This window comes from Lachnospiraceae bacterium oral taxon 500, assembly GCA_002999035.1.
GTDB lineage: Bacteria > Bacillota > Clostridia > Lachnospirales > Vallitaleaceae > W11650.
In genome coordinates this window covers 2,146,947-2,170,058 of the sequence record CP027241.1, presented here as the reverse complement: position 1 = coordinate 2,170,058, position 23,112 = coordinate 2,146,947, and the positions used below count along the sequence as shown (strand labels likewise).

The following is a 23,112-nucleotide window of genomic DNA, read 5'->3' as shown; positions in this document are numbered from 1 at the left end:
CCCTATTTACCGGAAGCAGGTATGCAGGCTCCGGCAAGCAGGGAAAATTTAAACCCTGTTTTCCTTAATCTCTGGTCTTAATAGTATCTATGTTGTTCTTATCCACCAGCTGATTTTCCAGGATAACTCTGGTTTCTATTTTTTGACCGTTCAAATAATCATAAGCCGTATTGATCATGGCTTTTCCTAAGAAAAACGGCGGCTCGGCAATCGTAGCATTAATCTTACCCTCTTTGATACCGGCCAAAGTTTCATCCAGCGCATCGCAGCCAATCATAATGATTTCATCCTGACGACCGGCCGCCTGAATTGCTTCCAGTGCGCCCAGCAGCATTTCATCGTTAGCGGCATACAACCCATCAATTTTTTCATTGGCCTGTAAAATATTTTCCATAACCGACATACCCTGCGACCGGTCAAAATTAGCGGTTTGGCAAGCAACAATTTTAATATCGGGGTTTTCCTTCATAATTGAATTAAAGCCTTCCGACCGATTTTGGGCAACATTGGTGCCCATAATGCCTTGCAGCTCAACCACATTGCCTTTGCCATTTAAAGCCTTGGCTAAAAACTCACCGGCCATTTTCCCGGATTTAATGGCATCATAGCCGATATGAGCAACAACTTCGCCGCCCTTGGATTCTCTGTCCATGGTGAATACCGGGATCTTCGCATTGTTGCAGGCTTCCACTGCCGCTACAATTGCATCGGAATCGCAAGGATCAATGATCATAACGTCAACTTGCTTGGTGATCAGGTTTTCAATGTCCTTCATTTGGGTAGCGGCATCATCCTGCGCATCAGTTACAAAAATTTCCATGCCCTTTTCTTCCGCCGCTTTTTTGCAGCCCTCAACCACCGTTACGAAAAACGGATTGGTTTGGGTATTCATTGATAATCCAACCTTATACTGCTTATTTTCGGTTTGGGTTTGCTTTTGATCTTGCTTTTCCGTTTGCGTCTGCGGCTGGGTTGGTGTCTGTGTCTGCCCGCCGCAACCGGTCATCGCTGCTCCAATCACCATCGCTAAAACAACTGCCAATATTTTTTTCATAATTTCCCTCCTATCATTTTTGTAACAGTTCAGGTAAGCGGATATTCACACCTATGCCTCCGGAAAACTCGCTTTCCAATGGGATATCAAGCATAAATATTCATTTCTTATCGCCCACACTCGTGATGCCATTTCAACGAATTATGAGCGTCTTACCTTAATTGTTATGTTTTGCATCTGTTGTCGCTTCTTCCATTACCACTGTCTTAACCGAAACATCCTTTAACTTCCTGTCAATCAGCACTGCCGCTAAAATTACCGCCCCCTTTACTATTTTTGTTGCGTGTGGATTGACGTTCATAAGCGTCAAAATATTATCAATAATACCCATGATCATCGCACCGATAACCGTCGGCAGGACAAATCCCGTTCCGCCGCTCATCGATGTTCCGCCCAGAATAACAGCGGCAATCGCGTCCATTTCAATACCTTCTCCGTTGGTTGACTGCGCCGACCCCAGCCGGGCTGTCAAAATCACACCGGTAATCGCGCTTAAAATACCGCTGATAATATATACCATCCATTCAATCTTCTGCACATTGATGCCCGATAAACGGCTGGCTTCCCGGCTGCCGCCCAGTGCATAAATATAGCGGCCGAACCGGGTATTGGATAAAATAAAGTGTGCGATCGCGTAAACTACAAATAAAATCAAGATCGGAACCGGAATCCCGCCCAGCAAATCGCCCTTGCCGATAAACTTATAGGCATCAGACTTGATCGGAATCGGAGAACCGTTGGTATAGACTAAAATGCAGCCCCTGAGCAGTGTCATCATTCCCAAAGTAGCAATGAACGGCGGAATCGAAAACTGAGAAATAATCAGACCATTCACCGCTCCACACAGGATCCCGACAATCAGGGCCAGAACTAGTGCCAGCGCTACATTTCCAGTATCACGCAAAACCCCAGCGGCAATCACTCCGGCCAGTCCCACAATTGAGCCGACCGACAGATCAATCCCGCCGAGCAGAATCACAAAGGTCATACCACAGCCGACAATTCCGGCCATGGCAATCTGCCGGATGACATTAAAAATATTCCCTATGCTAAAAAAAGCAGGCGAAGCGATTGAAGCAACCAGAGAGATAATAATTAAAATCAAAACCGAACGATATAAATTGACGATTTCCGTTAATCTTATTTTTCTATTGTCCTTCATCTGTAATCCCTCCCGAAGCATAGGCCAATATCCGCTCCTGTGAAAAATCCGGTCTATCCAGCAACAAAACCGAGCGTCCCTCTCTCATTACCAAAATCCGGTCAGACATACCAATCACTTCCGGTAAATCACTGGAAATTAAAAGAATACTTTTGCCTTCTTTGGTCATCTCATTCATTAATTGATAAATCTCAGCTTTGGCACCGATATCCACGCCCCTAGTCGGCTCCGCCAAAATACAAATCTTGGGCGAACTTTTCAGCACCTTGGCCAGCACCACCTTTTGCTGATTGCCGCCGCTTAAATTACCGGTTTTTTGGCTCATACCGTGACATTTAATTGCTAACTTTTTAATATCGGCCTGAACCGACGTCTTTTCTTTTTTCTTATCAATGATGCCGGCCTTTAAAAAATATCCCAGCCCCAAAGCAATCATTGAACTGTTCTCCTTGATATCGCGTTCCAGTACCAGGCCTTCCTGCTTGCGGTCATCGGATACAAAAGCAATTTCATTTTTCAGCGCCTGCATCGGACTTTGAATCTGAAGCGGTCTCTGCTCTAGCCAAATCTCGCCTTTTTCCGCCGGCATCGCCCCATAAATCAGCTTGGCCAGTTCAATCATGCCCGCACCTAAAAGTCCGGTAATCCCTAAGATCTCGCCTTCCTGCACCTGAAAAGAAATCCCATGCACCCCCTGCCCGGTCAGATTTTTGACTGCAAAAGCCACCTTCGCGGAATGGGTCTCGCGCTCCGGGTACAAATGCGTAATATCCTTACCGACCATCAGCGCCACCACCTGATCATAATTGGTTTCTTTGACCGGCAAGGTCTTAATATATTTGCCGTCGCGAAAGACCGTAATCCGGTCGGCGATTTGAAAAATTTCATCCATTCGATGTGAAATATAAATCACCGCAATCCCTTTGGCCTTTAATTCCTGAATCAATCGGAACAAAATCTCTGTTTCCTCATTGGTCAGAGCTGATGTCGGCTCATCCATAATAATAATTTTAGCGCCGACACTTAAACATTTGGCAATCTCGATCATTTGGGCGGTGGCGACGCTTAAACTGCGGACCTTGGTTTTGGGATGAACCGGCAGATTTAATTTTTTAAGCTCCTGGGCGGTATCTTCATTCAGCTTTTTTTTATCGATTATTCCCAGTTTTGTAACCGGGTACCTGCCCAAATACATATTTTCCGCCACCGTCATATCGGGAATCATGTTAAATTCCTGATAAATCATGGCAATCCCCAATTTTTCAGCATCTTTGGTTGAAGCAAAACGGACTTCCTTGCCGTCCAGCAAAATCTTACCGGATGTCGGTCTTTCTGCACCGGCAATGATTCTCATCAAAGTGGATTTGCCGGCTCCGTTTTCTCCGCACAAGGCATGGACTTCTCCGGCGCAGACGTCCATTTTTACTTTATCCAGCGCCTTTACCCCCGGAAAGATCTTTACAATGTCCACCAGCTCCAATATCTTATCCGTTTTCATACCCGTCTCCTTTTTGCCAAAGATTTAATAGGCGCAGCCGCAGCGCAAAATAACATTGGTATAGCCTGTATATTCGCCGGTCAGAATAATGGCCTTGGCTCCGGCTGACCGGGCTTTCAGTTCGCTGTGCGGAATATAATCGATTTCCGCTTTCGGCAGCAGTTCCAACGCCCGCCGGTGAATCGCCAAACTGGCTTCTCCGTTTTCTTTGGCCTCATTTGCAAAGGTTGCCCCCTCAATCACCAAATACTTGGTGATTGCCTCCAGCACTTCGACATAGCGGGGTGAATCCTTTTTCCAGCCGAGGTCGATCCTTTCCACGCCCCTTGGCACCGGCAGACCGGCATCCCCGATCACTAACAGATCATTATGTCTTAATTCAGCCAATACCCTGTTTAACTGCGGATGAATAATTTCTGTTTTCAGCATAACTTTCTCCTTTCTATGACTCTTGCGCTTTTAAAAAATCATCAATCTCCGAGCGCAGCGGCATCGAAACGGCCGTACCCAGCTTTTGGACCGACAGTGCCGCCGTCGCCGAGGCAAACTCTGCCGCTGTCAGCAGTTCTTTTCCTTCCGCCAAAGCAACGGCAAACGCACCATTAAAAGCATCGCCTGCTCCGGTTGTATCAATTGCCTTTACTTTATACGCCGGTATCAGCTTTTCCACCTGACTGTTTTTACAATAAGCGCCCCGCTCGCCCAAAGTAATGACTACATTTTTTACGCCTCTATTCATAAACCAATCGGCCGCCGCCGCCGCGCCTACCTCATCCTGCACCGAAATTCCGCTTAAAATCTCGGCTTCCACTTCATTCGGCGTTAAATAATCAATCTTTTGATAAAGAGCCTCATCAATTTTTTGAACCGGCGCCGGATTTAAAATAATCATTGCTTTTTCCTGAACAGCCAGCTCTATCATTTTTTCCACTGATAATAAATTGGTTTCCAGCTGAAGCAGCAAATAATCGCTTTCCCGAGCCAAATCCCGAAGCGACTCCACTTCTTCGGCCGTGATATGATCACACGCGCCCGGCACGACCATGATCGAATTTTGGCTGGTATTTTCATCCACCAAAATCAGCGCCGCTCCGCTTGGCTCTGCGGTTGAAATCAACACTCTGGATGTGTCCATTTTTAAATCACTCATTGTTTTCAGCGCCAATTCGCCAAAGGCATCCTTTTTGACCTTGGTTACCAGCTGCACCCGGCCGCCCGACTTAAAAGCCGCAACGCCCTGATTAAACCCCTTTCCGCCTGCTCCCATTTGAAACATACTGCCTTTAATCGTTTCTCCCGGCACCGGCAAATGATCTCCCCTGGCCATTAAATCCGCGACATAACTGCCAAAAACTAAGATTTTACCATTCACTGTCTTTCCTCCTCCTGATTTCCTCTTCATTCAAAATATGTAAGCGTTTCCATATTTAATTAAAATACTTTCTTGGTTTCTTCTTTTTTATTCATTCCGTTTTCTGCACGGCATAGCCCATAATTTAATTTTTTAAGCCTATTTTTTCCGACCCCCGTAAAATCAGCTGATAGGGAATGGTCAGCCTTTTTACCTCACGCTCGGTCAGAGCTTTTTCTTCCCGCAGCGCCGCCATTTTCTCCAGTAAAATATCCATGACCAGCTTTCCCTGCAAATTAACGTCCCGGTCAATAATCGACAACGGATAGCCAATCAGTTTTAAGACCTCAATCTCATCAAAGCCCACCAGCGAAATCTGCTGTCCGATCTGCAGTCCGGCTTCGTTTAAATAATTCAGGCACCCCAAGGTCATTAAATTATTTGAGGTAAAAATAGCTGTCGGCGGCACGGGCAGGCTTAACAGCTGCTTTGCCCCCTCATAACCGCTTTGGATCTTAAAATCGCCTTTGACCACATAATCCGGCCGATACTCCAGTCTATGATCCCGCACGGCCTTAGTGTAGCCGTCCAGCCGTTCCTTGCCCGGCTTAGAACTGATCGGGCCGGTAATAATACCGATTTTTTGATGTCCGGCCTGAATCAAGGCCTCCACTCCGGCATAAGCACCGAGCAGATTATCCATAAAAACGCCATCTAAATTGCCGCCCAGTAAATCACGGTCAACCAGCACCACCGGAATATTCTTTTTCTCCAGCTGAATCAAAAGCTGACGGCTGATTTCATCATCCTCCGCTACCGGCGCCATAACCAAACCGCTGACCCGCTGCTGTTCAATCAGGTTAATCAGGCGATGCTCTTTCTCCCGCTGTTCATCACTGGTCAAGAACAGCAAATGATAACCGCTGCCCTGAATTTCTTCAGCCAAAGCCACAATAATCTTGGAAAAAAACGGATTTTCAATATCCGGCACAATCACGCCGATATTTCCCGTTTGACTGCGGCTCAGGCTTCTGGCAATGGCACTGGGCACAAAATTATTTTCGGCCACGATTTTTAATATTTTTTGTTTTGTTTCCGATTTGACATAACCGGAATTATTCATTGCTCTGGACACCGTGGCAATCGAAGTTCCTGCTTGTTTGGCAATATCCTGTATATTCATCGTCTTTTAACTATCCTTCTATATGTAAGCGCTTACAGCTTTATCTTACTCCTTATTTTCTTTGTTGTAAATGAACAAAATATATAATTTTAAAAATATTTTTTATCTATTTTGCTGTTATTTATTGTTTTTGTATTGAGCAAATTTACTATTTTCACTTTTGATTCTATTTCTTTCCAAATAAAGATCCCGCGCCAAACCGGCTTGCAGTTTGGCGCGGGATTTTTATCATTTCCATATTACATCTCTTTCCCTATTTACCGGAAGCAGGTATGCAGGCTCCAGTCGACGGGAATTTAGTCCTTAACTCCGCTTTCCTATTCGAGTTGCTAATAAGGCGGAACCGTCACATTTTCATTCCTTTTCAAAGCTTCCTTATATAAATCACTCAACTTTCCCACCGTCTTTTTTGACTCTATCCCGCTCAAACCCTGAACGAAATGCTTTGCGGTTCTGCCCAGGCGGGCGGTCTGCCTCAAAAAGACAGTTCTGTCGAATATGGGCAAGCTGAGTAGATCATTATTTACTCATTTTGTCATCACTTCCGCCCTGCTGCCCTTACATAAACAGCTTATACGCCACAAAGGCAATGGCAAGAAGCAGCGTTACCAGCGGAATCTCCCGCCAGCGCCGGGTTGTCACCTTTAAAAGAACATACGATACAACTCCAAAAATAATCCCCTCGGAAATTGAATAGCTCAGCGGCATCATAATAATCGCCAAAAAGGCCGGAATCGCTTCGGTAAAATCGGTTAAATCCAGTTCCCGTACCGGCTCAATCATAAAAAGACCAACCATAATCAGAGCCGGAGCCGTTGCCGCCGACGGAATCATAATAAAGAGCGGCGATAAAAACAGAGAAACCGCAAATAACAGCGCCGTAAAGAAAGAGGTCAGACCCGTTCGTCCGCCTTCGGCCACTCCGGCTGCCGACTCAACAAAAGTCGTCACCGTTGACGTTCCCAGCACCGCCCCGACCGTGGTGGCAATTGCGTCCGCCAACAGCGCCTGTTTGGCTCTGGGCACATTGCCGTCTTGATCCAGCATTTTTGCCTTGGTTGATACGCCGACCAAAGTGCCGACCGTATCAAAAATATCGACAAATAAAAATGTCAGCATCACAACAAACATTTCGCCGCTGAAGGCATTTTTCCAGTCAAAGTCAAAGAAATACGGCGTACTCGGCAAGGATATTATCTTCTCCGGCAGCTGAGTCAGCCCCATCGGAATTCCGATTATCGTTGTAATAATGATAGAAAAGAATAAAGCACCTTTGACCTTTAAACACAGCAAAATTCCGGTAATTAAAAGCCCAATCAGCGCCAGCAGCGCCGCCGGCTGCTTCAGATCGCCCAGCACCAAGGGCGTTGCCCCATTGACCACAATTCCGGCATTGCTTAACCCAATAAAGGCAATAAACAGGCCGATTCCCACGGAAACCGCTTTTTTAATATTAACCGGAATCGACTTAATGATCGCTTCCCGCACATTAAAAGCCGACAGCAGAAGGAAAATGATACCCTCCATAAAAACCGCCGTCAGTGCAAATTGAAAAGACTTTTGCCGGGCCAGCACCACTGAAAAGACAAAAAAAGCATTTAAGCCCATTCCCGGCGCTAAAGCAAAGGGAAGTTTCGCCAAAAATGCCATAATCAGCGTACCGATCAGCGCCGATAAGGCTGTGGCCGTAAAGACCTTACCAAAATCCATGCCAGTCGCCCCGTCCTGCGCCAGCATTAAAGGATTGACGATCAGGATATAGGCCATCGTCATAAAAGTAGTAAATCCGGCAATGGCCTCCTGCCGAATATTCGTTGAATTTTCTTTCAGCTTAAAATATCTTTCAAAAAAAGCTGCCATTTCATTTCCTCCTTAAAGCACCAATAAAAAAAGTCTTTCAACTTTTCCAAACTTATTCCGCCCAGCCCTTTTCCACCGGCGTTGCATCCTGAATCGGAAAATTTAAAAGATATATCATTACTTTTTTTATTATACCAAAAGAGGCATAAAAAGTAAATATTTTTTTATATTTTGTTTATAATGTTCGATTGCTGGGTTGAATTAAGAATAAGGAGCCGAACGAGCTCCTTATTCCATTCACAAGTGACAAACTCCAGTAATAACGCAGGAGATTTTTACTTATAATTAAAGCTTTTGTCTCTCCCCCTGCACAATTGATTTTTTTGTTACTACGCATATAATCCAGAAAGAACCTTAAGATTTTTATATTTTCTCTAATTATTCAAATGTAATTATAAAGTCGGAGTTGGTCGAAAAGAGTTTTGGTTTTTATCTATAATTACTTGGCCTTCACTTCCTGAGTCTAAGACTGTATTATCAACAGCATTAGCTTCAACCATCACGGCTGTCACTGAAAAAAGTTCTGATTCAGCGGTCAGCAGCGCCCCGACCTGCGCTGAAAAACAAGCATCACTTGCTTCTGCTTTTCCCTTAACTGCCACCATATGATTAGTGGAAATAAAGTTTCCCCTGCCCGAAGCAATACGGATAATAACCGGTTTCGCCTCATTACTCTCAAAATCAGCTTGCATAAGAACCAGCGAAAAATGATTAGCAATCACTGAATTATAATTGCCGGTAATCCAAACTATTCCATACTTACTGCCTCGTCTGTTATTGTATTTCTGCATGGGAGTCCACGGCTCATAATCGCGTAAAAAGTGATTGGCTGAAATCAAGTTTTCCGAGCAATTTCCCATCAATATAATCATTCCCCAATAAAAAGCATGCAGCCGATTTGCGGTAATCGTCGAGCGTGTTACACCGTCAAAATAAATGCTGCTTTCTCCCCGCGGGAAAATATTGTTTGCGCTAATCAAAAGTCCTCCGCAGTTTTGGGCAAAAATCGAATATCCTCTATACCCAGCCCCTATCAAATTATCTGTAATTTTAGATGCTTGTCCCCAACCTCTCAATTCAATGCAGTTTCCGCACTCAGCGATAAAATTATCGTGAATATTCAATGCGTCCGAATAATACATAACAACACCATGTTCCAAATAAACCAATCCCATGCCGGTAATCCGAAAAGAATCTTGCGCGCTAGCTGCATAAATCCCGGTTTTGCCATTAATATAAGTGTTTTCTATATTATCTTTTTCTTCACCATCATTAGCAAAATGGAGTCCATCTATGCAAAAGTCTGAAAATTCAACTGAACTGAGTCTTGGATTCCCCTCCCGCTTAATATAAAAAGCTGCTCCAGCCTCTTCGCCAGCATTTATTTCCGGCTTTAGATCTACCAGTATCCGGCTGCCTCCCGGCCACAACTCATGCCAGCTTTCCAGTTCTTGTGCCGATGTATTAAAGCGAATGCTGGATGATGTAAAGCCATGCCCCGATCCCATAATTTTAAGATAACTGATATCAATTACTACCTGACTGGTCAAATGATAATCCCCTGGCGGAATATAAATAACTGCCCCGGGTTTGCCTCCGCTTCTTTGATCCTTGCTATTTTGCCGTCTTTTAATATCCGCAATAATGCTATTAATTACACTTCCAATATCTGTATAAGGATCACCGTTTTGCCATTCGGTAACATTATAAAAATTTTCACCTGTCATAATTACCTCCAATTCAGTTATTTGGTTCTCACTTTAAGCTCCCGTCGTAATTATTTCTATTACTGGCCATAACATAATTCCCTTTAATTCTGCTGACACGACTTCAAGCCATATGTATAAATATTATTAAAGCTCGCCTCGCCACCTTCGGCTTCAATATAAATTCGATTGCTGTCTGCTGAAAAATAAACATTTCCCGAAGCTGCCAACCGGTAATTATCCGCCAGCACTTCAACAGAACAAGTATCCATAAAGATATGCATTTTAAAATTCTCGTTTTGCTCAGCATAAAGCGGTCGGCAAATTGTCGTTATTTCACCTGAACTTTCCTTTTTTTGCCAAATTAAGTCTTTTCCTAATAAATTGACAGTTATTCTCACTCGCTCGGCTGCACCGCAGCGCAAATTAAAATGAATATACTCAGCCGAAGTATTCTTTAAACTAATTTCAAAAATCAATTCACATTGAATTCCATTCCCTGCTTGAATTTCAAATACTTCTCCTGCCGGAAGAGTAAATGCTGTATATTTTTTCGGCTTAGTTCTTAATGTCTCTAATTCCTGAATTGGTATAAACTGTAATTGACCGCTCTCTAATCGTCTAAGCTCACGGGGAATTGCCAAATGCCCTCTCCAACCTTCGTTTTCCGTTTTCCCAAAACCCGTATGCCAAGGCATCCATTCCCAGCCATTCGCCCAAGCCATCAAAACTCGCCTTCCCTTTGGGTCAAGAAAGGAAGCCGGCGCATAATAGTCAGGTCCAAAGTCTAATTCTCCTTGCTGCTCCGGCAAAAAGCAAGCCGTTTCAAAGTTCATACTCCCAATTAGATATATGGTTTTTTTCTCCCCACAAAGCATTGGCGAGAACAGCAATATCCATTTATCCCTAAGTGGAAACAAATCTGGGCATTCCCACATTGAGCCCAATTTTCCATCTGACCGGGCAATTACTCCCCGATATTCCCATTTTTTTAAATCAGATGATTGATAAAGTAGTGCGCAGCCATCACCTCCTCCTCTGGCTCCACTGCCGGAAGAAGCTCCCAGTACTAAATACCAAAAATTTTGATAACGTATCACTTTAGGATCCCGAAAATCCTCTGAAATTCCCGCCGGCAAAGCAGAAATTACCGGGTTATGATCGTATTTCTGAAAACTTTTCGCTCCGTCCGTGCTCACTGCTAAGCACTGCGTTTGGACAGAACCATATTCCGTATTGACTGCGGCTGTATAGAGCAGATTTAGCTCCCCGTTATCCTCTACAGCCGAACCAGAAAAGCAACCGCCTTCCGGATGATCATCATAGCTTTCAGACGGAGCAAGCGCAATCGGCCAATGATCCCAATGCAGCAAATCATCACTAACGGCATGCCCCCAATGCATACTTCCCCAAACTGCCTGATAAGGATTATATTGATAAAACAAATGATATTTCTTTTGAAAATAAATTAAACCGTTAGGGTCATTAATCCAACCTGCCGGAGCCATAAAATGGTAGGCTTGCCGGTATTTTCCCTGCTGGGCTAAAAAGCTGCCAGCAGTAATGGCTTTTTCCGCTTCTTTGATTCGTTGTTCATGCTTTTCGTTGTTCATAATTTTTATCCTTTCACCGCCCCGGCCGTTTGCCCGCGAACAATATACTTTTGCGCCATCATCGCTAAGATCATAACCGGAAAGCTAAAGAGAAAAGCCCCAGCACACATCGGCCCCAAGTCCAGACTATACGCCGACAAAAACTCCGATAAACCAACCGTAAAAGTTTTAGCATTCAAGCTAGTCAGCAGGAGCGATAATAAGAAATCATTCCACGCTAAGAAAACGGTAAAAATGGCTGCTGTCGCGATACCCGGAGCACAAATCGGCAAAATAATCTTATAAAAAGTTTGAAAACTACTGGCTCCGTCAATACAAGCTGCTTCATCTAATGTGACAGGTATATTTCTATAAAAGCTAATCATTGTCCAAATAACAAAGGGCATATTGATTGCCGCATAAACTATGATTAAGGCAAATCTGGTGTCATAGAGACCCAAACCAATAATCAATTCATAAATTGGCACTGCAATGCTGGATGTTGGAATCATTTTCAAGCACAGAATCAATACAATCAATAGCGTAGACAACTTCGCACCTGACCGAGCAATGGCATAGGCGGAAAGTGACCCCAGAACTACAGCGACAGCGGTCGAGGCTACCGCACAAATAAAGCTATTGCTGATATAAGTCAAAACCGGTAACCGGCTAAACAAAGCCATAAAATTTTCCGTTGATAATGCGGTCGGAAAAAACTTAACCGGAATCGAAATCACTTCTGCGCTGGTTTTAAAGGCAGAACTAATCAGATAAAGGTATGGCAATAGCCAAATAATCAAAAACATAACGGTTACGCCGGCAATTAAACCAAACTTCATTTTTTGCTTTTTCATCATTTTTCGCCTTTCCTGGACGGTCGCCACAAACTTTGCATAAATATTAACGTGAATGCAACCAGAGCAATTACAAATAAAACCGCCATTGCGCTAGCATACCCTTGTTTGCCATACCGAGTCAAGGTTTTATAAATTACAACGCTGATTACTTCCGATGAACGATTAGGTCCGCCCTGGGTCATGGCCCAAATAATGTCAAATGTCCTAGCGGCATCAATAATTCTGACCGACAAAGCTGTCAGCAAAATGGGTTTAATCATTGGCAGCTTAATGAATAAAATCTGCTGAAAAATATTTGCGCCGTCGATACTAGCTGATTCCAGCATACTTTTGTCTATTCCCTGAAGTCCAGCCAAAAGCATCAGCATCATAAACGGAGTCGTCAGCCAAATATCTGCAATGGCACAGGAAAACAAAGCAATCCTTTCATCTGCCAACCATAAAATATCACTGCTGCTCCCAATAATATGAAAATTTATCAAAATTTGATTGATAATTCCAAACTGCCCGCTAAACATTAACCGCCAAATAAGACCCGCCACTAAAGGCGCAACCATCAGCGGGGTCAGCATCAGCGAACGTAATATCTTGCTGCCTTTAAACTCATTTTCTAAAAAAAGCGCAAACACAAATCCAATTATCAGTTCGGTCATAACGGCCGTTACTATATAAATTATCGTATTTTGCAATGGTTTCAGGAAACTTTCATTTGTAAATGCCTCCACATAATTGAACATTCCAACAAAGGAGCGGACCCCGGTGGGGGAAAAAGTAAACATACTGTCAAAAACCATTTTTATAATGGGATAAATCAAAAATAATCCCATAAATATTGCTCCCGGCGCAAAAAATAAAAGCAACGTTTTGCGTGAAATCAGTTTCATAGAAACCTCTCTTTCTAAAAAACAGTATTTCGTCTTGTTTAAGCAGAACTTGAGGCAGATTGTATTTTTTCTGCCTCAAGCGGATAATTCACTCAAATCATTTCAAAATTTGTTCAATTTCTGCTTTAGCGGCATTTAATGCTTCCTGCGGACTGGCTTTTCCTGACATCGCATTTTGAATAGCCGCGGCTAATTTTTCTTCTATTTCCGTCCAATGCGGTGTCGCCGGTCGATTTTGTGAAGCAGGCGCGGCCAACGTAGTCAATACTGCCATCAAATGTTCATTTCCAGGCTGTTGGCTGTATTTTTCATAAACGGAAGTTCTTCCGGCAATTCTTAAAGCCGCTTCCATATAGTCACCATTATGATCGTACATAAACTTCAAATACTCCTTGGCCAAATCAATATTCTTAGAATTTTTCAAAATGCACTCGTACCATGGACCAGTCGTAGCGGCCACACCCGCTTGACCTCCAATCATCGGCGCAACTGCCACTTTATCCGGCAGCGCCGTGCAGCAGGCTGGATATTGGTGACTCCAAGTCAATTGCATGGCCAGTTTTCCATTATTAAACATTTCCTGTACTTCGGTCGTTGCCATTGCTAAGGCTTCTTCTGGTACATAACCGCTGGCAAATTGATCGCACATGAACTGCAAGGCTTCTACATATGGCTTTTGATCGATTAATACGCTATTACCTTCTCCCAGCACTAACGGCTTAGCGCCAGCCTGCCCACAAAAATCCAACCAACTGCAAACGGTATCGCCTGAATTAGCTCCATAAACAGCCGTTCCATACATTCCGTCCTTGGTGAAAAACTCTGCCGCATCCAAATATTGCTGCCAAGTTGTCGGTGGGATTAAATCATAACCATATTTTTCCTTAAATGCCTTTTTATTGGCTTCATCATTAAATAAGTCCGAACGGTACACTAACACCTTACAATTAATCCACATTGGAAATCCATAAAGATTGCCGTTTAATGTTCCGCCATCCAATAATGTCGGCAAAAAATCCGCCTTAATTTCCTCGGTCGCCACATCGTTTAAAGCAAGCAGTCCGCTTTCAAAAGCCGGCAACCATAAAACATCCAAGGTAGCGATATCATGAGTAGCTGCTCCGGCTTTGAGCTCGGTTGAAATTTTATCGTAAATACCAGTATACGGCACGGCGTCTACTACTACTTCGCAGCCGGTCTGCTCTTTAAATTGAGCAGCTGTTGCTTTGGCGACCATTTCTCCCGGACTACCGCTTTCAACCATCACTGTTAATTTTTTAGTCTGGCCATCATTTGATGTTTCTTCTTTTTTTTCATTCGTTGCTTGTTTGCCGCAAGACGCCAGTAAAAATACAACCAACATCATGCCAAATACGAAAGTAAATATTTTTTCTTTACCGCGTTTCTTCATAATCATACTCCTTGCTTTTTCGTTTGATAATAAATGGATTTTTCTCCTTGCCACTATCTAAACGCTACACCTTTATACTATCAGCGCTTTTAACTTCCTATCCCTTCATCTTTTTCTTCATCTCCTCCCTTGGTTTCTTTCTTATACTCATCATAGTTTATGAAAAATAAAATGTCAAGCGTTTTCATTGTATATTTTCATTTTTGTCAATTTTATCCAGATTGTTTTGTTCATTTTGTATGGATTGCTTAATTTCTTTTCCAAATTTTTATTGTTTATAACTTAGCTTCTTTCTATCCCAAAACTTAATTGCCTAATAAACTTAATTTACCTAACTATTTTTTTCATTTTCAAGTGAATGAAAAATTTTTCATAAGTTTCTTGCTATCTTTATAAAAACATGTTAAAATAGATTTCAGGCAATTAAGCAACAAGCTGTAACTTTTATAAAATTCGGCTGGTTTGCTCGTTTATGAGGACGTTATTTTCATTACTATTTTAGCCGTCTTTACAGCGGCAGATCGGAGAGTCATGAATAAAGTTAAAATCAGTGATATCGCATCCCACAGCGGTGTTTCCCTGACAACGGTATCGCGTTATTTCAATAAACCAGAATTGCTGGCGTTATCAACAAAAGAAAAAATAGAAACTGCCATCAAAGAATTAAATTACAGTCAGGATAATCTGGCTCGAATTCTGGTTACCGGCAAATCAAACCTGGTCGGCATTATCTTTCCTCATTTACATTTAAGCTTTTATACCGAATTGCTGAATCAGGTCATTGAACATGGCAAAACTAAGGGTTATAATTTTATTGTATATACTTCCAATAGTTCCAAAGAATCCGAACTATCGCTAATTTCCGACATGGTGTCCTACCGCATTAAAGGCCTGATTTTACTCAGTCATTTATTATCGCCTGCTGAAATTGAACAGTTGACCATTCCTGTTATTTCCATTGAAAGAACTGGTGGAAACTATATGCAGATTAACAGTGATAACTTTGCCGGCGGAAAAATGGCCGGCGAATGCCTAATTGCCAATGGTTGTGAGGTTTTTGTTCATATTAATAACGGTTACCATGAAGATTGGCCCTCTTTTAAGCGGATTCTTGGTTTCGAATATGCCATAAAAAGCTTAACTTATGAACGAATCATTGAGCAACGTTTCAGTGATGCCTATACCAAAGAAGCCTCTTTCGCCATGGAAGAACTTTTAGCTAGAATTTTGAATAAATACGCCAATAAAAAAATCGGTATTTTCTGCTCTAACGACGACATCGCTAATTTAGTCGAACGAAAGTGCATCAAAAACCGTGTCTCTATTCCTCAAACTATTGAGTTAATTGGCTATGATAATTCGCCAGTCTCTGATTATGCTGCTTATCCAATTACCTCGATTGCACAGAATATTTCCTTGATGGCGCAAATTGCCGTTGATTCGCTTGATAATTATCGGCTATATGAAAGCATTGTTCCAGCCAGACTGATTTTAAAAGAAACCACCAGCTAACATCAATGCGGAGTAATATCTTCCAAACTTCACTTCGCTTCCTCAAAAATATGCTTTTTCCCATCATAAACAACCAAAATCCGGTTGCCTAAGCCCCATTGCCCTTCGCAGTCACCGAAATTGGTCTGCCGGTCCCGCATCGGTATTTGATTCGCCGCTACTGCCATGCCGGCACTGAAATCCATTGTCCCGCAGCCATATAAATAAGAAAACTGACCGGTATCCAGATACAGCTTATCATTCAGCCGGAGTTTCTTAACCGGTTCAACCGCCGCCGATTCCCGCCCATGATCCTGATAGGCACGGATTGTCAAATTATTTTTTTCTACATAACGGTCAATAAAGATTTTACGAACATAAGCAATATCGGTCTGTCCGGTATAATCATGCTCCTGATAATGTGCCTCCAGCGAAGGATACACGCCTCTTTTCCCCGCGCACAGCGCCTGAATCTCCTGTTCATACCCGCGACCGCGGCTGACTTGGTCAAAGGCCGTCACTGTATAAGCGCTGCCGTCCTTTTTCAGCCGGAACCGCCCCGGCAGTTCACGACCGCTTTGCAGCTGCAAAGTCGTGCCCTCTAGCCGGTAGCGGAACAGCCAAAAATTACCGAAAACCTGAACTTCATCGCCAGATTCGTCAACATAAAAAACCACCGGCGCCGGAATGGTAACCTCCCCCTCATTTTCCAAATCGCCGGATTCCTTCAGCAAATACCGGCAAATAGCATCCACATAAGGATCTGTCCCGTCATAGCGGTAAGGCGGCAGCCCAGCCGTCGCTTTTGCCGCCGGTGCTTGTCCGCTGTCCCGTCCTGCCGCAAAATCCCGATTAACCCCCAAAAAGCTGGGCAGGCCGTCGGCATCTGCTATCATATAAAGGTAGGGCCGATTGACAAAAATCTCAACCATTTCCGGCACCTCGGGTTCCAGCGCTGCTCCTTCACAAACGTCCACCACGGTATAGGCCGCCGCTTCAACCCCAGCTTTTTTTACTTCAATCTTACTCTCCTGAAAAATTCTGTCCACAAAGCTCTCAATTTCACGGCCGTCCTTTGTCTTTCCCGCCAAGTTGACATAGCCGATATTCGGCCGACCGATTTCGGCATAGCCCAGTTTTTCCAGTACCGGCAGAAGCTCAATTCGGCTGCTCTTTGTAAAATCAGGCATATGCAGTATCACCCGCTTTTCCGACCAGTTCCGGCTGACCGCTGCTTCCGGCAGCGCGTCGCCTTGCAGCAGGGCATCGACCGTTTCCCCTTCCCGCGGCAGCATCACCAGCAGATAGCCGCTTTTCAGCGGTACCCGCACTGCCTGATACCGGTCGGTAAAGCAGCACTCCATCTTCGTCGGCCGTGAACACAAAAACGGCACTTTTTGCTCCCTTCCGTCCGCTCCGTAAAAAACATCCTCTGCCGGTTCCGAGAAAAAATCATCTGCCCAAGCTGCCTTGATATAAGTCGTGCCAATCAGCCGGCAAAAAAGGCCGACCTTATCCTTAAAATCTTCGGCCTTGACCTGATCCTTTAAAAAGCCCTTGGTCCACAGGTTAACCCAATCCATTTGCAGCTGCGCCGCATCTTTCGCCGCAAAGTCAATCCGATAAATATCCGAGGTCAGATTTTTCTGCAAAAACGGCAAATTCGGCTGATAGTCCTTGCTCAGCCAAATGGAACTGGCCGTTAAATAACCCTGCGCCTGAAAATGTTTCATCAAAAGCTCCGTCCAGTATTCCTTCGGCACATTTTCCCGCAGCAGCCGAATCAAATCTGCTTGCGGCGCACTGCCGTCCTCTAAGGCATAGGACAGTTCGCTTAAAGGCAAATAAGCCGACAGCGGCGAATAAATCCAATTTCCCTCACTGGCAATCTCCCGGAAGGTTTGATTGGCAAACTGCCAGTAATCCCGGTAAAATTTCCGGTAGTCCTCATGCCGCGCCAGAGTTTGCTCCGATTTTTCCTGGGTTTGAAGTTTCGTTTGATTTTCCGGCAAGGTATAATCAATAAATTCCTGCCTGCGAATCACAGCTTCTTTTGCCATTCCCGCCGGCGTTTGAGCCAGCCCTGTACAACCGGTTACTATCAACACTGCCGCCAAAACAAAAGCTATCTTCTTCATAATCCGTCCTCCCTTGTCTGCTGCTGTTTATTCTTCATCTTTACTTTTAAAGCGTCACCAAAGTCAGATTTAGTTTCAAAAAACAAAGGAAGTTTTTAAAGGCTTATTCTTTTAACAAAATTGAATTTCGAGCAGAAAAAAGGAAGTATCGGCTTGGCTTTTACTTCCTCTTAGTAGTTTTATTTAACTGTGTTGATTCAACAAACTGGGAGTTATCAGTTTGTAAATCTCAATAAGTATCCATTGGGATCTTGAATCAGAAATTCCATTTGTATTTCTTCTATTTCGTTGACCCGATATACACTTCTGACCAGTTCTTTGTAAATCTCTAATTGTTTGCTTTTCACCAATGAATATAGTTTTTCAATATCATCAACCGCTATTGAAAAATTTATTCCTCTTCCTAAAGGATAAACTAATTCCCCTGTGTTCCACCCCTCATCGTGAATTTGTTCAAACATAAGCTGACTGCCTTGAAAAGACATAAACACAAATTTCTTTTCCTGTCGTTCGTACTCTATTTTAAATCCTAATTCTTCATAAAAATTTTTAGTCTGAACAATATCAAAAACTGATAATTCAGGAATCAAATTGTTAAAATCCATACAAGCTCCTCATAAAATTCAAATTTGTCGGCTGGTTGTTCACCGTCAGACCAAATGCTTCGCATTTGCCGTACTTCGTGCTCTTTATCTGCCGGTGAAGCGCCGCAAAATGAATATGCCCGCTACGCGGTCGCATTCATTTATGCTTGCGCGCTTCAAATTCTAATTTGTCGGCTGGTTATCTGTTTCATCATTTTACTAAAATAGTAAGAAATCTTCTTCTTAATTCTATAACTCCGGTTGCCTGATAATCAATAATTCAACTTTCCCCTGATCGAAGTGCCGCGCGTTTCTGCCCGGGCGGGCAATCTGCCTAAAAAAGGCTGTTCTGGTTTTGGAGACTATGGGAAAGTTGAGTCAATAATTATCTTCGGTCGGATTCAATTTAAGGTTCGGATTGGCTGGCGTTGGCGGAGTTGTCACATTCGGCGCGGTCGGACTTAGGCCATTATTCGGCTGCTCGGTTTCATTGCTGCCGATTCGGATTAAATCCGGGAAAGCATAATTTACATTTTTGCCGTTATTTTCCACGGTAATCGCCTGATTCTTGGAATAGTATCCCTCCTTGCGGATACTAAGTGTATGTTCGCCCGGCGTAATCGCCGTTCTGACCGGAATCACACCCACTCTGGCTCCGTCAATATAAAGCTCAGCCCCCAGCGGCGTTTGCACATCCAAATACTGCGGCTCCACCTTCATGTCGATTTTCACCTGCATAACCACCTGATTGACCGTCAGAGTACTTTCCCACGGCACATAGCCGTCTTTTTCCGCCTTTAATTTATGTTGGCCAAAATCGAGCGTAACCTCGGCATTGGCCAAGGCCTGCTTTTCCTCATCAATATAGAGTGTCACTCCGTCCTGCACTGTGCTGAAAGTAACCTTGCCCACCTTAGGTTTGAACTCACCGAGGTCAATCACCGCCTCTTTGCCCTCTTCAATAAACACGTCATTGGCATAGGGATTCATATTGTCTTTGGAAATAATAATCCGTTTCACCCCGGCCGACAGCTCAATCCGCATATCCTTTTCAATCGTCCGAATATCGCGATTACCGATTTCAATCGTTCCGCCGGTAAAAGCATCGGCGTTTTTCAGCGTTAAAAAGCCGTGCCCGGCGGTTACTTCAACCGACCAGACCTCTTTTTTATAGCCGCGGACAATCACCTCATCCGAAGCCGATACCTCGGCCAAAGTAATGGCTTTCCCATTTTTAAGCACCATTAAAAAATCGGGATCATAAGTGTATTCATCGCTGCCAATCCCAATTTTTTTCTGCTCGGCGGAAATCACCAGCCCGGCCGGATCTTTCTTTTCCCATGCTCGGCCGGAAATCTGCACGGCATAAACAGCAAAGCTTTCCGCTTCATATTTTCCTTCAACAATATGACCCGGCCGCACTTGAGCCGCCGCAATCGGTTCGCCGTACCGGCTTTTGATACTGGTTTCTCCCTTGATTTTAAGCAAAAGTTCCTTTTTCTTATCCAAATCATATACCGGCAAAATACCGTCCTCGGTCGGGGCCGTCCGCACCAGCGCAAAAAAACGCTCGCCATCTAAACTGTCCAGCACCGGAGATGAACTATCTCCCGTCATCTCCTGCGGAATCGTATGATTCTGATTATTTTTCGGTTTCCCCGTTTTTTCGCCGGACATCGCCCAAATAAGTGCAATGGTTACAATCAAACTGCCGAAACCGGCGCCGCCGATCATCAGCATTTTGGTAAGCAAATCTTTTTTCATAATCTCTCCTTCCAAGCCTTATCCAATTCCTGAAAATGCCTGTACCAAATCTTCATTTCCTCTGTCATTTCCCATACCGGACGATGCCTGACATTCAGCATCGTGGCGCGTTCCTGCCTTAACCGGTCAAGCGCCTCCGGCACACCCAAAATATCCTCTGCCACCGCCGCTAAATCAGCCGGATGCGTCAAAGCATAGGCATATTCAATCCGCATCAGCTCCTGCCGGTGCCGCAGCCATAAAGGCGCCAGTTCAACCGCCTGCCGGCCGTAAGCAATCGCCGGCTCCCATTCTCCTTTATTATAATAATAATCCCGCAAAAATGCAAATGTTTCCACATTTTTTACTGCCGCCCGCTCCATTTTTTTAGCCGCCCGCCATTTCTCCTCGACCGGCCGATTCGGATCCTGCAAAATACCAAGCGCCGCGTCGGGAAAGCCCAGGCTGGCAGGCAGATCATATTGCCCTTCATAGGTCTGCCAGGACAACAATCCTAAAAACAATCCGCCGCCGGTTAAAACGGCTATAAAAAAAGCGAAAACACCCGTCCGGCATCGTCTTTTCCACTCCAAACCTCGGCTGGGCGATGCCTGCCTTTTGAACCCGGCCGCATAAAAATAAATCAGCCAAATCAATAAAAAAGCATAGCTGAACTCCAAATCAAAATCCCAAAAAGCATGGCCTGTCAGCGCCAAAAGCAAGACCCCAATTAGCCCGGTCTGCCGTTTCGCCGTCACAGAAACTCGACCCCAAATCAAAGAATACAGTGTTTTCAATAAAAGCAGGCCAAACAGCAAACCGCTGATTACCCCGCCATCTAACAAAATCTGAAGAAAAAAGTTATGAATATATTTGACAAAATAGGTCGATCCGGTTTGAAACCGGCGCTGAACCATATAATAGCCGTATGTTCCGTAGCCCCACGGCTTTTTTAAGAGCATCATCAGGCCATCCTTATAATAAAGCAGCCGGGTCTGCCATTCCGACGCCCTAAGACCCTCGCCCCAGCGACCGCCGCCCAAACTCAGCGTCAATAGCAGTCCGCCCAAAAACAGCGCCGCTATAAAAAGAAAACCGCTGATGATTTCCTTTTTTCGTTTCAGCCGGTCGGCATCTTTTTGCTCTTGACTGTTTTGTTTTTCCTGAATCTCTTGTTTTATCTGAATCTCTTGTTTTATCTGAATCTCTTGTTTTATCTGAATCTCTTGTTCTTCTTGATCTGTCTGCTCTTGCTGTTTGAGTGCCATTTCCCTGTTTTTCGCTGACAACTTCTTTTTCCGTTTTTGACTGGCCGCCCAAACCTGCTCCGCCAGGCCGCCAAACCACAAAATCACGGCAATCAGCCATGCCGTCCGGCTGCCCGAGAGTCCCAAACTAAAACCGGCCAGCATCACAAAACCAAGCTTTTCTCCGGCATACACCGCATAAACCCCAGCCAGCAGAGAAAGAATCGCATTGACATTGGCATACTGCAAAAAGCCGGTAAATCGGCCCTTGATTGCCACCGTCGTTAAAAAGTTATCCGCTGCCGGCCAGCCCAGCTTAGCCAAAGCCAGCTGAACGGCATACAAAAGCAGCGCCGCTAAGAGCGACCACAAATACGCCTGCAATGCTTGCTGCAGCAAAGTCAGCGGCTCCGCAAAAAGAAGCAGCGTCAGCGCCAGCCACAGCGGCGCCAGCATTTTCCAAATACCGTAAAGATGCATCGGCCCGCTCCAGAGAAGCGGAATCGCATAAGCCAGCCAATACAAAAAGGGCAGGAACGGCTCCCGCCCTTCAAACAGTTTGATTTTAATTCGGCTTTTCCGGCTCCGCCAAAGCGCCAGCGCCCAAAGCCCGGAACCAATCAGCCCGAAAAGAATACTTTCATGATAAAAATAACCGCCGTGCAGGCAAATCAGACCAAAAAACAAAATCCCAAGCCAGGTTTCTTTTTTCAGGGAAACTTTTTGCATCCGCTTTTCCGCCGTCATTTCTTTTTCCTTCCCGGGTCTTGATTTATTCCACTTCTTCAAAAACAATCTTATTATCTTTTATTTCCCGGATTATTGCCAGAGATTCCACCGCAAAACCCATTTGTCTTAAGGTTTTGCCGCCCTCCTGAAAGCTTTTTTCAATCACAAAGCCAAAACCGCCGACCTTCGCACCGGCCTGCTCAATAATATCTGCCAGCCCCAGTGCCGCCTTGCCGTTAGCCAGAAAATCATCCAAAATCAGGACGGTATCTTCAGCATTTAAATATTCGGCTCCGACCTGAATATCATACTCTTTTTGCTTGGTAAAGGAATAGATTTTGCTGCGGTAGGTTTCCTTATCCAAATTGCGGGAGGCTGTTTTTTTGGCAAAAACAACCGGCACCTTAAAATAACGGGCCGCCAGTACTGCGATCGCAATGCCGGAAGCTTCGATCGTCAGAATTTTGGTAATTTTTTTATCCTTAAAACGGGCGTAAAACTCCTGCGCCAACAGCTCCAAAAAATCAACGTCCAACTGATGATTGATAAAGGAATCTACCCGTATAACTTCCGAAGATACAATTTTCGCTTCTTCCCGAATTCGGTCTTTTAATAGCTTCAT

18 protein-coding genes are annotated in these 23,112 nt (G+C 44.3%); 1 reads left to right on the top strand and 17 read right to left on the bottom strand.

Translation table 11 applies throughout. The annotated features are described in order from the left end of the window. Window positions 1-64: 64 nt before the first annotated feature. The 12 genes from C3V36_09805 to C3V36_09750 all read right to left on the bottom strand — a co-directional run bounded on the left by C3V36_09805 (window position 65) and on the right by C3V36_09750 (window position 14,513). Window positions 65-1,054 (bottom strand): D-ribose ABC transporter substrate-binding protein, encoded by a 990-nt coding sequence (locus C3V36_09805; protein AVM69509.1) that lies wholly within the window; start codon window positions 1,052-1,054, stop codon window positions 65-67. Window positions 1,055-1,211: 157 nt separating this feature from the next. Then, complete coding sequence (locus C3V36_09800) at window positions 1,212-2,237, bottom strand: ribose ABC transporter permease (protein AVM69508.1); 1,026 nt, start codon at window positions 2,235-2,237, stop codon at window positions 1,212-1,214. After that, the gene (locus tag C3V36_09795; GenBank protein ID AVM69507.1) at window positions 2,203-3,714 is read right to left on the bottom strand and encodes a D-xylose ABC transporter ATP-binding protein; all 1,512 of its coding nucleotides are present in this window, start codon (window positions 3,712-3,714) and stop codon (window positions 2,203-2,205) included. Before C3V36_09795 ends, C3V36_09800 begins: the two co-directional genes overlap by 35 nt. A gap of 24 nt (window positions 3,715-3,738) precedes the next feature. After that, the gene (locus C3V36_09790) at window positions 3,739-4,143 is read right to left on the bottom strand and encodes a D-ribose pyranase (GenBank protein ID AVM69506.1); all 405 of its coding nucleotides are present in this window, start codon (window positions 4,141-4,143) and stop codon (window positions 3,739-3,741) included. Window positions 4,144-4,156: 13 nt separating this feature from the next. Next, the gene (rbsK, locus tag C3V36_09785) at window positions 4,157-5,116 is read right to left on the bottom strand and encodes a ribokinase (protein ID AVM69505.1); all 960 of its coding nucleotides are present in this window, start codon (window positions 5,114-5,116) and stop codon (window positions 4,157-4,159) included. A 94-nt stretch (window positions 5,117-5,210) separates the two neighbouring features. Further along, the gene (locus C3V36_09780; protein ID AVM69504.1) at window positions 5,211-6,248 is read right to left on the bottom strand and encodes a LacI family transcriptional regulator; all 1,038 of its coding nucleotides are present in this window, start codon (window positions 6,246-6,248) and stop codon (window positions 5,211-5,213) included. A gap of 558 nt (window positions 6,249-6,806) precedes the next feature. Next, a complete protein-coding gene (locus C3V36_09775) occupies window positions 6,807-8,108 on the bottom strand; it encodes a guanine permease (protein AVM69503.1) in 1,302 nt (433 codons plus the stop codon). A gap of 392 nt (window positions 8,109-8,500) precedes the next feature. After that, window positions 8,501-9,835, bottom strand: a complete 1,335-nt coding sequence (locus tag C3V36_09770; GenBank protein ID AVM69502.1) for a fructotransferase — start codon at window positions 9,833-9,835, stop codon at window positions 8,501-8,503. Window positions 9,836-9,918: 83 nt separating this feature from the next. Further along, entirely contained in the window at window positions 9,919-11,427 is a 1,509-nt protein-coding gene (locus C3V36_09765) for a sucrose-6-phosphate hydrolase (protein AVM69501.1), read from the bottom strand. Between the two features lie 5 nt (window positions 11,428-11,432). Next, a complete protein-coding gene (locus C3V36_09760; GenBank protein ID AVM69500.1) occupies window positions 11,433-12,263 on the bottom strand; it encodes a sugar ABC transporter permease in 831 nt (276 codons plus the stop codon). Then, window positions 12,260-13,147 (bottom strand): sugar ABC transporter permease, encoded by an 888-nt coding sequence (locus C3V36_09755; protein AVM69499.1) that lies wholly within the window; start codon window positions 13,145-13,147, stop codon window positions 12,260-12,262. The genes C3V36_09760 and C3V36_09755 overlap by 4 nt, the downstream gene beginning before the upstream one ends. Before the next feature lie 97 nt (window positions 13,148-13,244). Next, complete coding sequence (locus C3V36_09750; GenBank protein ID AVM70509.1) at window positions 13,245-14,513, bottom strand: ABC transporter substrate-binding protein; 1,269 nt, start codon at window positions 14,511-14,513, stop codon at window positions 13,245-13,247. Between the two features lie 576 nt (window positions 14,514-15,089). On the opposite strand from C3V36_09750, the gene C3V36_09745 reads away from it, so the two are divergent. Then, window positions 15,090-16,070: a LacI family transcriptional regulator gene (locus C3V36_09745; protein AVM69498.1), complete on the top strand. Its 981-nt coding sequence runs from the start codon at window positions 15,090-15,092 to the stop codon at window positions 16,068-16,070. 29 nt (window positions 16,071-16,099) lie between these two features. Here C3V36_09745 and C3V36_09740 read toward each other — a convergent pair whose 3' ends face one another. From C3V36_09740 to C3V36_09720, 5 genes are all read right to left on the bottom strand, one after another. Then, entirely contained in the window at window positions 16,100-18,187 is a 2,088-nt protein-coding gene (locus C3V36_09740) for a hypothetical protein (protein ID AVM69497.1), read from the bottom strand. A gap of 215 nt (window positions 18,188-18,402) precedes the next feature. Continuing rightward, a complete protein-coding gene (locus C3V36_09735) occupies window positions 18,403-18,792 on the bottom strand; it encodes an aldoketomutase (GenBank protein AVM69496.1) in 390 nt (129 codons plus the stop codon). Window positions 18,793-19,149: 357 nt separating this feature from the next. After that, window positions 19,150-20,535: a hypothetical protein gene (locus C3V36_09730; protein AVM69495.1), complete on the bottom strand. Its 1,386-nt coding sequence runs from the start codon at window positions 20,533-20,535 to the stop codon at window positions 19,150-19,152. Beyond that, window positions 20,532-22,508 (bottom strand): hypothetical protein, encoded by a 1,977-nt coding sequence (locus tag C3V36_09725; GenBank protein AVM69494.1) that lies wholly within the window; start codon window positions 22,506-22,508, stop codon window positions 20,532-20,534. The genes C3V36_09730 and C3V36_09725 overlap by 4 nt, the downstream gene beginning before the upstream one ends. A gap of 25 nt (window positions 22,509-22,533) precedes the next feature. Next, window positions 22,534-23,112, bottom strand: coding sequence for a xanthine phosphoribosyltransferase (locus C3V36_09720; GenBank protein AVM69493.1), 579 nt, complete (start codon window positions 23,110-23,112; stop codon window positions 22,534-22,536).

What these genes read in the sequence shown, in the direction of transcription:
- C3V36_09805 (AVM69509.1), bottom strand. Translation starts at nt 1,054, where the DNA reads ATGAAAAAAATATTGGCAGTTGTTTTAGCGATGGTGATTGGAGCAGCG.
- C3V36_09800 (AVM69508.1), bottom strand. Translation starts at nt 2,237, where the DNA reads ATGCTTCGGGAGGGATTACAGATGAAGGACAATAGAAAAATAAGATTA.
- C3V36_09795 (AVM69507.1), bottom strand. Translation starts at nt 3,714, where the DNA reads ATGAAAACGGATAAGATATTGGAGCTGGTGGACATTGTAAAGATCTTT.
- C3V36_09790 (AVM69506.1), bottom strand. Translation starts at nt 4,143, where the DNA reads ATGCTGAAAACAGAAATTATTCATCCGCAGTTAAACAGGGTATTGGCT.
- rbsK (AVM69505.1), bottom strand. Translation starts at nt 5,116, where the DNA reads ATGAAGAGGAAATCAGGAGGAGGAAAGACAGTGAATGGTAAAATCTTA.
- C3V36_09780 (AVM69504.1), bottom strand. Translation starts at nt 6,248, where the DNA reads ATGAATATACAGGATATTGCCAAACAAGCAGGAACTTCGATTGCCACG.
- C3V36_09775 (AVM69503.1), bottom strand. Translation starts at nt 8,108, where the DNA reads ATGGCAGCTTTTTTTGAAAGATATTTTAAGCTGAAAGAAAATTCAACG.
- C3V36_09770 (AVM69502.1), bottom strand. Translation starts at nt 9,835, where the DNA reads ATGACAGGTGAAAATTTTTATAATGTTACCGAATGGCAAAACGGTGAT.
- C3V36_09765 (AVM69501.1), bottom strand. Translation starts at nt 11,427, where the DNA reads ATGAACAACGAAAAGCATGAACAACGAATCAAAGAAGCGGAAAAAGCC.
- C3V36_09760 (AVM69500.1), bottom strand. Translation starts at nt 12,263, where the DNA reads ATGATGAAAAAGCAAAAAATGAAGTTTGGTTTAATTGCCGGCGTAACC.
- C3V36_09755 (AVM69499.1), bottom strand. Translation starts at nt 13,147, where the DNA reads ATGAAACTGATTTCACGCAAAACGTTGCTTTTATTTTTTGCGCCGGGA.
- C3V36_09750 (AVM70509.1), bottom strand. Translation starts at nt 14,513, where the DNA reads ATGATGTTGGTTGTATTTTTACTGGCGTCTTGCGGCAAACAAGCAACG.
- C3V36_09745 (AVM69498.1), top strand. Translation starts at nt 15,090, where the DNA reads ATGAATAAAGTTAAAATCAGTGATATCGCATCCCACAGCGGTGTTTCC.
- C3V36_09740 (AVM69497.1), bottom strand. Translation starts at nt 18,187, where the DNA reads ATGAAGAAGATAGCTTTTGTTTTGGCGGCAGTGTTGATAGTAACCGGT.
- C3V36_09735 (AVM69496.1), bottom strand. Translation starts at nt 18,792, where the DNA reads ATGGATTTTAACAATTTGATTCCTGAATTATCAGTTTTTGATATTGTT.
- C3V36_09730 (AVM69495.1), bottom strand. Translation starts at nt 20,535, where the DNA reads ATGAAAAAAGATTTGCTTACCAAAATGCTGATGATCGGCGGCGCCGGT.
- C3V36_09725 (AVM69494.1), bottom strand. Translation starts at nt 22,508, where the DNA reads ATGACGGCGGAAAAGCGGATGCAAAAAGTTTCCCTGAAAAAAGAAACC.
- C3V36_09720 (AVM69493.1), bottom strand. Translation starts at nt 23,112, where the DNA reads ATGAAGCTATTAAAAGACCGAATTCGGGAAGAAGCGAAAATTGTATCT.